Source organism: Lutibacter citreus, assembly GCF_003260195.1.
GTDB lineage: Bacteria > Bacteroidota > Bacteroidia > Flavobacteriales > Flavobacteriaceae > Lutibacter > Lutibacter citreus.
In genome coordinates this window covers 662,536-675,523 of sequence record NZ_QEIH01000002.1, presented here as the reverse complement: position 1 = coordinate 675,523, position 12,988 = coordinate 662,536, and the positions used below count along the sequence as shown (strand labels likewise).

At 30.2% G+C, this 12,988-nt stretch carries 12 protein-coding genes; all 12 read right to left on the bottom strand.

What is annotated here, in order from left to right; all coding sequences use genetic code 11:
* Positions 1–65: 65 nt before the first annotated feature.
* The 12 genes from DAD81_RS05980 to DAD81_RS05920 all read right to left on the bottom strand — a co-directional run bounded on the left by DAD81_RS05980 (position 66) and on the right by DAD81_RS05920 (position 12,947).
* The gene (locus DAD81_RS05980; protein WP_111707321.1) at positions 66–1,769 is read right to left on the bottom strand and encodes a carbohydrate-binding domain-containing protein; all 1,704 of its coding nucleotides are present in this window, start codon (positions 1,767–1,769) and stop codon (positions 66–68) included.
* 87 nt (positions 1,770–1,856) lie between these two features.
* Entirely contained in the window at positions 1,857–2,357 is a 501-nt protein-coding gene (locus tag DAD81_RS05975; protein ID WP_111707320.1) for a pyridoxamine 5'-phosphate oxidase family protein, read from the bottom strand.
* Positions 2,358–2,816: 459 nt separating this feature from the next.
* Positions 2,817–3,533: a DUF2490 domain-containing protein gene (locus DAD81_RS05965; RefSeq protein ID WP_111707318.1), complete on the bottom strand. Its 717-nt coding sequence runs from the start codon at positions 3,531–3,533 to the stop codon at positions 2,817–2,819.
* A 118-nt stretch (positions 3,534–3,651) separates the two neighbouring features.
* A complete protein-coding gene (locus tag DAD81_RS05960) occupies positions 3,652–4,206 on the bottom strand; it encodes a DUF4956 domain-containing protein (protein WP_245949184.1) in 555 nt (184 codons plus the stop codon).
* A gap of 54 nt (positions 4,207–4,260) precedes the next feature.
* Positions 4,261–5,010: a polyphosphate polymerase domain-containing protein gene (locus tag DAD81_RS05955; protein WP_111707316.1), complete on the bottom strand. Its 750-nt coding sequence runs from the start codon at positions 5,008–5,010 to the stop codon at positions 4,261–4,263.
* A 176-nt stretch (positions 5,011–5,186) separates the two neighbouring features.
* Positions 5,187–6,458 carry an Lcl C-terminal domain-containing protein gene (locus DAD81_RS05950; RefSeq protein ID WP_111707315.1) on the bottom strand — a complete coding sequence of 424 codons (1,272 nt, stop codon included), beginning with the start codon at positions 6,456–6,458 and terminating at the stop codon, positions 5,187–5,189.
* Positions 6,459–6,899: 441 nt separating this feature from the next.
* Positions 6,900–7,307: a hypothetical protein gene (locus DAD81_RS05945; RefSeq protein WP_111707314.1), complete on the bottom strand. Its 408-nt coding sequence runs from the start codon at positions 7,305–7,307 to the stop codon at positions 6,900–6,902.
* Between the two features lie 203 nt (positions 7,308–7,510).
* Entirely contained in the window at positions 7,511–8,806 is a 1,296-nt protein-coding gene (locus DAD81_RS05940) for an Lcl C-terminal domain-containing protein (RefSeq protein WP_218939669.1), read from the bottom strand.
* Between the two features lie 240 nt (positions 8,807–9,046).
* A complete protein-coding gene (locus tag DAD81_RS05935; RefSeq protein ID WP_111707312.1) occupies positions 9,047–10,816 on the bottom strand; it encodes an FAD-dependent oxidoreductase in 1,770 nt (589 codons plus the stop codon).
* Positions 10,813–11,442, bottom strand: a complete 630-nt coding sequence (locus tag DAD81_RS05930; RefSeq protein WP_111707311.1) for a ferric reductase-like transmembrane domain-containing protein — start codon at positions 11,440–11,442, stop codon at positions 10,813–10,815. The genes DAD81_RS05935 and DAD81_RS05930 overlap by 4 nt, the downstream gene beginning before the upstream one ends.
* 15 nt (positions 11,443–11,457) lie before the next feature.
* Positions 11,458–11,673: a 4Fe-4S dicluster domain-containing protein gene (locus DAD81_RS05925; protein WP_111707310.1), complete on the bottom strand. Its 216-nt coding sequence runs from the start codon at positions 11,671–11,673 to the stop codon at positions 11,458–11,460.
* Positions 11,674–11,843: 170 nt separating this feature from the next.
* Positions 11,844–12,947: a CNNM domain-containing protein gene (locus tag DAD81_RS05920; protein ID WP_111707309.1), complete on the bottom strand. Its 1,104-nt coding sequence runs from the start codon at positions 12,945–12,947 to the stop codon at positions 11,844–11,846.
* Positions 12,948–12,988: the final 41 nt, after the last annotated feature.

The following is a 12,988-nucleotide window of genomic DNA, read 5'->3' as shown; positions in this document are numbered from 1 at the left end:
CCATTTTTTTGTAATAAAAAAGGCTACTCTAAAATTAAAGTAGCCTTTTAAGTTTATTAACAAAACTAATTAACAGTAGTTACTTTGTTTGAAATTGTAAAGCTTTTATATAAAGTTCCTGGTGAATATGTTCCATTTTCATAAATTCCATTTGTTTCAGTTCCCGTATGGCCTCCTCCTAAATATATTTTATAAGCTCCGGAACTTAGTTCAGGAGAAGAAAACACTATAGATTTATATTTTTTTTGAGGTTGAAAGGTCATAATATTTTCACCCGAACTATTTTCAATATGAAATAAATTTCCTGCAAGTTGTGCTGATGATAATTTCACAAGCACCGAGTTTTGATGTGAAGAACTACTACCAGCCTCATCCATATTAGAAGCATATCCTGATGCTACTAAAAACCCTCCATCTAATTTAAATGTTCCGTCATAATCTACAGGACTGTTATTTTGTGCTGTTGGACCATTTATAATTACCGTACCAGCCGTCATAACTATATCACCATTAGCATCTAACCCGTCACCTGAAGCATTTATAACTATATAACCTCCATTAAGATACAGGTAATTATTAGTATTTCCAGCTGCGTTTATAGCATCATCACTTGTAGTTAAATAAATTTCTCCATTATTTATTGTAATTCTGGGGCTCTCAATTCCTTCAACAGCATCCGTTATACTTATTTCTCCTCCATTAATATTAATTGTATCGTCTGAATGAATAGCATCATCTCCTGTAGCTAAAGTAAATATACCTGTGTTTATTGTTATATCGTAAGTTGAATGTATATTATCATCGGAAGAATTCATATTGAAAATACCGTCTTCAATTAAAATATCAAAATTAGATTTTATTCCTTTTGCAGAATCATCTGAACTTAAATAACTATTACTTCCTCCTCCAGATTGTATTGTAAAATCGCCATAATTAATTACTATAGTAGATTCTGCTGTAATACCATCTCCTATAGCGTTAATATTATATGTTCCCGATTTAATTTGAATCCACCCATTATCAGATTTAAAAGCATCACCAACTGAATTAACAGTAAAATCACCGTCTTTTATAACCATATAATCTTTACCTCTAATACCATCATCAACGGCACTAACATTTAAAAATCCACTTGCTATTAACAAACCATCTTTACTTGCTATACCATCGTTATAATTGGCATTTATTATTAGTGTTCCTTCCCCATAAATCGTTAAGTTATCATCACTAAAAAGTGTTGCATTTGGTTCATCTTCACCTTCCTCAAAAACATAATTATTGGTATCTGTTAAATAATTGGTAGTATTTTCTTTCAGGATAATAATAGTTTTTTCTGCATTTGAAATATATAAAGGTGCGCTTGAAGTATTTGTTACATCAATTCCATTTAAAATAAGTCGCACCGTTTCTTCATCACCTGTATCTACTTTTATTTGTCCGTCATTTAAAGTTCCTGTAATTTCATAATTTCCAGCTGTGTTAATTGTAACTTTTGAACCATTAACTGTTGCTCCATCTCCATCAACAATTATTAAACTTCCATTCAATGTAATCTTAACAGTGCTAGAAGAGTCCCAAACATAATCATCTGCTGCTTCATGGGTTTCTCCAATTTCATAAAATACAGTTTCATCTGTAGAGTTATTAGTAACATTTTCGGTACCTACAACTTCAAAATCATTGTCATCATCCGAACAGCTAATAAATAAAAACGTAGTAAGAGCAAGACCTATAAATAAAGTTGAAATTTTAAGATTGTGAGATTTCATTTTCTTTTCTTTTTTTAATATTAAAAAATAAAGAAATGAAATTTTTAACTATTCAAAAATTTAAATCAACGCTTGCATATTTTTTATCTACAAACTTAATGATTCCCTAAATAAGTGTTTTTTCTGAGACTTTTTAGATTTTCTTTCCTTACCTGTAATTTTTTGAATATTTATGTGGTAAACTATTGGTATAGCTTCAAAATGAGTTTTATCAGAAAATTGAGGGATAAAATGAAGTTCCTTTTTTTCTTTTTCTGTGATAAGTTTTTTTACATTATTTGAAAACTTATGTAAATAATATTTCGCATCTGGACCTTTAAATTCTTCAAAAGTACCCTGAACTAATATAGATTTCCATTCATCAATAGATTGTATTTCAGCAATTTCAAGTGCTACAGAACTATTTAATCGTAGGGCTTGAGTTTTATGACCTTCTCCAGTGTAAGCAATAATTATAATATTTTTTTTATCATAATTATAAGTAATAGGAATTACAAACGGCAAATTTTTATATATATAACCTAAATGACCTATGTAATTATTATTAAGTATTTTAAGGCATTCTGACTTTTTTAAATTTGTAATCATAACTTCTCGTTTTTTAATTTTATTACTTAAGGCATTAATTTTTTCATAATCTTGATTGAATAAGATTCTATGTTTTCTGATTTAAACTTACCAGTAATGAGAACATTAGCTTCTGTTCTGTATTTCTATTTATTTTTCAATAGTATATTTAACCAGCACCAAATTATCCAACACTGTATTGGCTCTACAAATAAAGGTAACATCATTGCTTTTATGGTTCCCAAACCAACAACTCTAGTTCCATTTGCTAATAAATTGGTTATTGTTGTTATAGCTAAACAACATTCTAAAATTAGAAAAAAGTGCTTATTAAGAAAATGACCTGGGTCATATTAATCATCACTTCTTAAAAATATTGATATTATTATGATCACATTTCTATTCTTAAAAAACAAAAAAGCCCTATTAATTATTACCTAATTAATAGAGCTTAATTTAACCAAATTATTAATCCAAATTTTATTTATTCTTTATAGTATATGTATATTTAAGTCCTATTATATTTTTTGTTTTAGGAATTGTTTCATTTAGTTCTTTTTCAAATCCATAAAATAAACCAAAGGTTCCTATCTTTTTTAATTTGTAATCTGTACCTATGGATAAACGATATTTACTGAAGCCATTTTCTTCTCCTTTTTCAAGGTGATTAAAAATTTCTGCTGAAATTTTTGGATCAAGTTTCCATTTTTTGAAATTATACTCAATTGAGGTTTTAAAACGAATATTTTGATTAGCATAATCTCCTTCAGAATTGCTAACACCTAATTCATTTTTATTTTGATAACGCAATCTATATTTTAGAGTGAAATTGTCTATTTTATGTTTATAAGAAGTTTCTAAATGAAATCTAAAATGATCCTCATAACCTTGTATTTTTCCTTCGTTATCATTCTCTTTAATATAGCGTAAACCAACACCTATTTTAAATTTTTTAGAAAGTGAATATTCAGTATTTAATTGGGTAAAGTACTCGCCTATTTCTGAAATATTTTCATCCAAACGCAATTGCTCTTCAAGTACAAAAGACCATTTTTTATTTAATTTATATTCTAAATTTATAGAGCTCCAGTTTTCTAAATCATTCGTATCTTCAGTTTGTGAAAACCCGGTTGTTATTACCATTGTAAAAACTATTAATGCAATAAAATATGAATGTTTGTTTATAGTTGATTTCATTTATCTATATTATTATTTTAAGGTTATATCCCATCTCCGCTCAGTACAAGCATGCTGTTAGTTATTAGTCTTTTTATATTAAGTGATAAACTTTTAAGCGCCCTTGTTTCATATATATTTAATTACTATTAAAATAGAATATGGTTACTTTAGCGGTATCCTTTAAAAAATCTACATCGCTAATTTTTACTTTGTTTATTATTAAACCTGTTCTGTTTTCTAGGTCACTTTTTAATATCTCGTAATTTTCAGGTTTAATGTTTTCAATATTTTCGTAGATAATAGATTTAGAAACTACTTGTTTTAAAGCCCAATATTTTTCTATAAATAAAAGGACAAAAATTATAATAGCATTGGCTGAAAGAATTTCTGCATAGCTCATTTTTTTATTTGCCAATGAGTTTATTATTGAAACTCCAATAACAACAAATAAATAAGTCATTTCTTTTATATCAACGGGGTTTGTTCGATAGCGAATAATCCCAAAAATAGCAAAGAGACCCAATGCCATTCCAATATCCATTTCATATTTCTTTAATGTAAAACAGAGGAAAAACACAATTATGCTAATTAAGTAATAAGTAAAAACGTAATCTTTCCTTTTTGAAGCAGGGTAGTATATAAATCTAATGATTACAGTTAAAAATATAAAGTTTAGAGTGAATCTGAACATCATTTTAAAAAAATCATCATCGAATAAAGGTATATCTAAAAATTCCATAAGTTATTAAGTTGTTATTTTATTTATTTTAATTAATTTTTTCTTGAATCGATTGTATTTTAAACCCTTGTAAACACTTATCATTCCTATACAATATTTACTTAAGCTATAAGGATTTATTTGCTTTAATTTTAATTCTCTAACTACAGGAGAAGTGCGTATAAAACGTTCTTGTTTTAATTCAACTATAACTAGTTTTTCAAAATTTTTAAAGGAATTGTTTATTTTAAAAGAAAGATTTAAATCTATTGTTAAACGTTCTTTGGCTGTTTTATTTACCAAAGTTATTCGGTTAAATTTATTCCAAATAATAGGTCTTAAATCAAAATTTTGCTTTGTTATTTTTTTAATAAACTCAGCTGAATTAACTGAAAGTTCGGGCTCAAAATCATCAATAGAAATTCTAGATTTTGTTGTTTTTCCTTTACCATCTTTTTGTTTAATCTCAAGAAAACAAATATCGGATTCTACATATTTGCGCATTCTAACCTTGGTCCTATTCACTTTTCTGTTATGGTGATCTAGGTAGAATTTTTTTGTAGGTGTATCAAAATACAATGAAGAGTAGGGTAACAATCTATTTTCATTTATTTCTAATACTCTGTATTGGTCTTTAATGCTTTCTAAAACTTCAACCAAGTGTTTTTCGTGAATAACAAATTTCGTGTCTGTTCTTTTCATTAAAGAAACACCATCCATTTCTTTTAAAGAAATAGGTTCTATGGCTTTTACTATATGTTCTATTTGTTGTTTCATTATACAACAAAGGAACTGTATATAAAGGCTTCAAAAGAACAAAATCAACGAATTGGCTTGTTTCATCAACCAATAATACTAATTAAGTATTTAATTTTTAAATAAAAAAAGCTCCATTAATTAATATCTTAATTAATGGAGCCAAATTAACTTAACCTATTATTATTAATCCAAACTTAATTTATATCTCTTACTAATCTAACATAATTATAATAACGTTCAGCATCTTCGCCTGCTGGTCCATCTTCGTGTTTTGTGTCAAAACGTACACCACCTGCTCCATGAAAATCTTCACCTTCACTATTTACAGCTCTACCAAAAGCAACATACCATGCGTAGTAATAAGGTTCTCCGCTTGTAAAGTTTGCTGAAGTACTTGTCCAATAGTATCCATAATCATCATAACCTGCTTCACTTTGCATTTGTGTACAATTAAAAATCGGATCAATTGCAGGACCTACATTTTCAGCTTCTGTAGCTGTTGGAGATCTGGAATAATCTACAATTCCCTGTAACTCTTTTACATTTGGTAATCTCCAATCTGTATATCCTGCTAATTCAGAACTTTCTGCGTATGCAAGTGCATTTTCCCAATCTAATACTACACCATCATCATTTTTTGCCCACATTAAACCAGTTGAATTATCTGAAATTGTTTCATCTCCATTATCTTTAAAATTATTAACACCATAAGCATCCCCTCTTACTGCTCGTACATATTTTGCTAAAGGATTACCTGTTGGAGCACCATTTCCATCTGCTGGAGGAGGAGTTCCAGTACCTCCATCGGGTGGAGTTCCTCCATCTACACCTCCATCTGCTGGCATTGAAGCCGCATAAGCTTTAATATGCCCAGTTACAATATTAACTCCAAAGGCTGCATTTGATCCACCTTCAACAGTAACTCCAACATATAAATTACTAGACCAAAATTGTTCGTCTTTAGATACTTCTCCACTTGCTAATGCAAAATAATCAGTATCAATATACGGCCAGCCTTTATTAAAATCGGCAACAGAATATAGTTCTTTTAAACTAGGTAATCGCCAGTCATCATAGCCTCCTAATTCAAGATTTTCGCAATATTCTTTGGCTTCCTCCCAAGTAAACTCATCAGTTGTAGGTATTTGTTCCCACATTAACCCTGTATTATTATCTATTGTAATTCCATCATCATAATTACTAAAAGACATTGCTACCCCTTTTAAGTAATTTGCATCTTGTCCGTAATAATCATCTCCTTCACTAACACTACTTAAAACTTCTCCATCGCCATCATATAAAGTAGTTTGTCCTGTTGCAATTTGTAAGTAGTCATTTACAATTAATTGAGTATCGGAATCAGTATCAGTATTTGTTTCAATATTGTCGTCATCATCACAGCTAGTTATTGCAAAAAATAGCATAGCTATAAAAAAAAGGTTTAAATATTTAGTTGTTAGTTTCATAATTATAAATTTTAATTAGGGTTTATTAATTGTGTTATTATTTTGAATGATTTCTAATTCTTTATTCAAAGGAACGCAAGTTTTGGAGTGTAAAGAATTAAAATCAACCAACTGTATTATTTTATCAACGAACTTAAATATGAGAGTTATGTACATATAAAAAGGCTTGTTATTTCATTTAAATAACAAGCCTTTTTCAAACTTAAAACAAACTATTAATTAATTCAATATTATTCTATATCTCCTACTAAACTTAGTAGTTAAAATAACATTTGACATCTTCGCCACCTGGTCCGGCTTCATCTTTTGTATCAAATCTTATAGCATCTGCACCTTGAGAATCTTTACCTTCATCATCTTCTCAACTAACAGTAATAAATAAGAAGGCGATTAAAAATAGGTTTAAAAATTTTGAGGTTGATTTCATTATCTTTAATTTAATTAATTTCTTTGTGATCTTTCTTTTTTACTGTTTTTCTTTAGATACGAAGCATATAATTTTTGTTGATCTTTAGTTAATACAGCTTTTACATCAGTTTCAAAATCTTCTTTTAGAGTTTCCATTTCTTCTCTTTTTGGTCTACCAGAACTTGTTTTACTTTCAACTTTTTCAAAGTGTTCTTTATACAATACTAAAACTTCTGTTTTTTGTTCATCTGATAATAAAATTTCGCTAGAAAGTTTATCAACCATTTTTACAATTTCTTTTGTTGTTGGAACTTCTGGTGGCCCTTGTTGGCTTCCTCCTTGTTGTCCTCCTCTTGGACCTCTTTGTTGTGCAAAAGTTGTTGTTGTAATTACTAATGCTAAAACAACTATAGCCCAAATTTTATTCTTTTTTAATTTCATAATTTAAAGTTATTATTATTAAAATTTTTAATGATTTCTATATCTTTATTCAAAGGAACGCAAGTTTTGCAGTGTGAAGAATTAAAATCAATGAACTGGCTAATTTTATCTATGAATACAGTTTTATAGTTAAAATATGATTAAAAAAGCTTGTTATTTCCATAGAAAACAACAAGCTCTTAACATTAATCAAACAATTATTTTTAATTTATATCTCTAACTAAACGTACATAATTTAATATTCTAACGGAATCTCCTTGTGGACCATGTCCATCTGCAAATTCAGTTGGATCACCATCTTTTGGATCGCTACGTTGAGCTCCAGCACCATGAACATCCGTCCAAGTATCAGTTCCCATATTCCCCATACAACGGCCAAATGCTAAATAAACTCCCCATCCACCTTCCATGCCGTCAGACTCAGCTTCGTGGGTTGTACTGCTCCAATACCAAGGATAATCATCTTCGCCAGCTTCATTCTGAATTACTGTGCTGTTAAAGGAGTCGTCAATAGTTGCCGAATTAGTTGTTGCTGGAGATTTTGTGTAATCTACAATTCCTTGTAATTCTTTTGCGTCAGGTAAACGCCAATCACTAAATCCGCCAAATTCAAAGTTTTCTGCATAACTTAAGGCATCTTTCCAAACCATACTTGTAGTACTATCATCTTGCATCCACATTAAACCTGTTGCATTATCAGATATGGTACCATCACCATTGTCAGTATATTGGTTTATACCATAAGTTTCACGACCACGAACCAATAAGTAATTATACATTTTATCTCCTCCCATAAATTCAGTTCCATAGCCTTTTATACGCCCATCAGCAAGGTTAACACCAAAAACAGTTTCAGGAACTTCATCACTTACATACACAGCTGTAGTAGCGCATTGTACATCAATTAAACGTTCTCTTGCACTCGTATCTCCGTAAGCAAAATCGAAGTAATTGGTATTGATAAAAGGAATTAAACCTGTTGTATCATCCCCTTGAACAGAACTTATATCACGGCCACTAAACATCATAAGAGAATACATTTCTTTAATTGTAGGCACACGCCAATCAGTATAACCACCAGTAGAAGTAGTATTTACAACCTCAAGAATATCGCTATATGATAATTTATCATCAGCATTAATACTATCGTCTCCATTGTGATCGAAAGATTGTTCCCACATTAACCCAGTAACCATATCAGTTACTGTACCATCACCATTATCTTTATAACTTGGTGTTTTACCTGGGTAATTAGCATTTTGCCCATAAAAGTCATCACCTACAGATTGAGTTGTAGTTTCAGTCGTATTATTAAAGAATTTTGATTGATTAGTTCCAACAATAGGAAATCCTGAAATATTAGGTAAATTTTCTGAAGTTTCTTCTGTCCCGTCGGTTGTATCAGTTATTGCATCGTCATCTTCACAAGCTATTATTGTAAAAGCCATGCATACACTAAAGCATAGTAAACTTAATTTTTTAAGTGTCATTGTTTTCATATTTATTAAATTTAGGGTGACTTATTTTTTTATGTTGAAACAAAGAAAGAGTAGATAGTCTTAAATGAAAATTAGAATCAACGTATTGGAGGTTTTTGTCTACCAAAGATGTTTATTTGATAATGGTTATTTTTAATCATCAAATTAGTAAGGAAAACTTCTAACAAAAAAAGAACCGACTATTTAAAGTGTCGATTCTTTTTGGGAAAATGAAAAGGGGTTTTTCTTAATATTTTAAAATTATACTGGCCAAGTATTAAAAGGTTGCTTTTCAAACTGCATGGTGTCATCTTCACCTTTAAATATGTTTAACCAAACTTGCCAGTTTTCATTATCCAATTCTGGGTAATCTAATCGGTAATGGCTGCATCTACTTTCTGTTCGCATAATAGATGCTTTAAGTTTCATTTCAGCACTAATAATCATATTTTTTGTTTCATGTGCTAAACGTAACTCGTGCATATTTGAAGCTCTTAACATTGGTATATGGTGATCTCTTAATTCTTCTACATAAGCTAAAGCAGCTTTTAATAAGTTCTCTTTTTTTATGTAAATAATAAAATTAGGAATCATAATACCTTGTAAGGTTTGAGTTACCCAAGCCGGACTATAACCTGCTTCAAGTTTTAATGGCGCTAATATTTCTTCTTCAATTTCTTTCATTTTTGAAGTCGAAATTTTAATTGAATTTATGTTTTTACAATACTTAGCGGCAGCCTCACCAGCAACTCCACCTTGAACTGCTGAGCCAGCTAAAGATGATCCTATTTGAGTATAAATTGCTCCAGCCATATACGAACCTAAAGCATCTCCAGCAGCATATAATCCGGGAATAGTAGATTCACATTGATCGTTAATTGGAACTAATCCTTCAGATTTATGTATTGACATACCAGCAGATGAACCTCCAACAATACTTCCACCCATTCCTGGAGGTGCTCCTTCTCCTTTACCCCCTTTTGGCGGACCTCCTTTTCCACCTTTTGGAGGTCTTCCACCTTCTTTTCCTCCTGGTGGTGTATCATTGTGACGCATAAACTCTTCTGGTGTATAAGGACCTCCGCTAACTTTAGTTTGTTCTCCAGATCCTGGAGGGCCCATTTTTAAAGGGCTTCCGTTATTATAAGCTACATAATTCATATCAACACCTAAATCATGGCGAATCTCAACACCTGTAGTACTTGGTTTTTGTTCAAACATATCTCCCCAACCATCATAACAAGCTGCTACATTTTCTGATTTTCCAGGGTGACCATCGTTCCATTCTTTACCTGTAACTTTTGCGCCAATATTATAAGCCATTATTGTACCGTCGTGTGTAAGATCACAAATTGGGAATCCATTAGGTTTAAAACCTCCTGCACCAGTACATAAAATAACACTTTTTGCTTCATAAAATAACACTTTTTGCTCATCAATACTAAAACCTGCAGCACCAACAACCTTATCGTTTTCTTTTATTAAATGTGTTATTGTTATTCTTTCTTGAACAGTAATATTTCTTTCTACAATAGGTTTGCTAAAACTTTTATTATACAATGAAGAATCGAAAAAACCCCATTCTTTTAATTCAATTACACGAGCCAAAGAATGCTGAGCCATTTGCTTGGTGTAAGCATTATTATTAGTGCCTAATGCGGAACGTGAAACTTTAACAACAAATTCATCTAAACTTAAATCTTCTTTTTCAGGATCAAAAGCAAAAATTCCTTTAGCAAAAGGTGTTTGCCCTGAAGCTCCTAATCTTCCTTTGGAAACCATTAATACCTTTGCACCAGCATCATGCGCTTTTACAGCGGCAAATAAACCTGCCATTCCACTTCCAATAACCAAAACATCAGTACTAATTTTATTAACATCTAGTGATTCTACATCAATTCCTGTATTATTTAAAGCCCAGTCTAACGGCATTCCCATTGCAGACATTGCCGCTAAACTTGCAGCAGCCCCACCAGCTAAGCTTATAAATTTACGTCTAGACATTTCCTGTTTTTCGTTTTGCTTTTTCATTTTTTTGAAGTTTTAAATAAATAGGTTTTTAGCAAATAATAAATTCCACTTGCCACCATTAACACATAGTAAATTGAAAATGAAGTATTGCTATGGCGACCAATATTTACAACGTGCCAGGTTGCTGCTACTACAAATAACAAGGTTAAATAACCATGTAAATTTCTCCAAGTTTTATACTTTAAATGAAGTTTAAACCTAAAAAAGGACGTTATTAAAAGTACTAGCATTGAAGTATAAGCTATTAATCCAAGTATAATTCCTAAGCTACTAAATGTTGTAATTATTCTTATAAACGCATGGGTTGGAGTTACTCCATTATCAAAAAACTTTGGAACTATAATAAAAAATGGATGCAATAATAAAATTGAAATAAATAGATAACCTATAAATTTATGAATAGCTAAAACATTAACCATTCTAATTTTTTTAACCAATGTTTTATTCAATCTTGAAGTAAAAAATTGAGATAACAATAAAGTAAAACCTAAAATGGTAATTAGTGAAAGCGTTTGCATAAGGAAACTTCTTTTAGGAAAATCTCCTTGAAAATATAATAATACTGGCATTCCTATGAACGCAAGAATTAATGCTATTAATTTAAATATGTAGTGTTCTTTTTTCATATCTAATATTCATTTTTATCCCCATGATACAATTACGGGAATGGTTTTTTCTGGAGAAATTGTTATAGCATCTACCGGACAGTACATACGACATAAATGACATATTTGACAGTCTTCAGGATATAAAATTTCTGCTTTTTTTGAGTCAGGATTTAACCGGATAACATCGGTTGGGCAGCTTTTAATACACTCTTCGCAACCAATGCAACCATTTATACTTTTAATAGACATAATTCTTTGTTTTCTAGGTTTATTTCCTAATATGAGAACAAAGTAATAGTATGTATAGTTGAATTTAAAATATATTCAACCAAGGGAGTAAAAATCCATACAAACTAACTAGGTTTAACTACCAATCAATTTATACAAAAAGTAATAAGAATAAAGTTAAGAGTTAAGTTTTACTTATTTTCGTGATTGAAATTATTCGATTTTTCATCAATTAAGCCAATTTTTTTAGCTCTAGATTCCCAATTTTTCCTTGCCAAATGTTGAAGATCGGCAACGTTATCGCTTTCATCCATAATCTCATAACCAAGAAGCGTTTCAATAACATCTTCCATAGTAACAAGTCCACTAGTTGTTCCAAATTCATCAACAACTAAAGCAATATGCTCACGGTTAGAAACCAATGTTTCAAATAAATCTGGAATTGGTGTATTTCTATTAGTTACTAAAATTTCACGTTTAATAGAAGAAAGAGGTTTTTCACCATTACCATTTATAATCTCTTGTAAAACCTCGTATTTTAAAATAACACCCGTAATGTTATTTGAGTTTTCTTTATAAATTGGAATTCTTGAAAATTGAAGTTTTGGATGTTCATTAAAGAAAGTTTGAATAGAAATATCCTCTGAAGCTAATATCATAACTGTTCTAGGAGTCATAATATCTTTTGCTAAAACTTCTTTAAAAGTTAACAGATTTTTTATAATTGTACTTTCATTTTCTTCAAAAACACCTTCTTCTTTTGCTATATCCGTCATTGCATGAAAATCTTCACGACTTAATATAGACCCATGTACATTTTTCCCTCCAATTACTTTTGTTGTTAGTTGAAGAAGCCATAAAATACCTGTCCATTTTAATGGAAACATTAATACTACTAATGCTTTAGACGTGAAATTGGCTAATTGTTTCCAATAGGTAGCACCAACAGTTTTTGGTATTATTTCAGAAACTACTAAAATTAATAACGTCATTATCGCAGAAACAACTCCAACAATGTTGAACCCTAAAATATCAACTTTATAGTCTAAAGTTTCGGCTTGTACACCTACTAAAATTGCACCAACAGTATGTGCTATTGTATTTAAAGTTAATATGGCTATTAGTGGTTTATCAACATCTTTTTTTAAAATTTCAAGGGTATCTGCATAACCCTTATTTTCCTGTTTTTTTATGGAAACAAAAGTTGGCGTTACACTAAGTAATACTGCTTCTAATATTGAACATAGAAATGAAAAGAATATAGAAACTGAAGCGTAAAATATAAGTAATGACATTGTTATAAATTATTTAAGGCTAAATTAGGTAATTAATATTC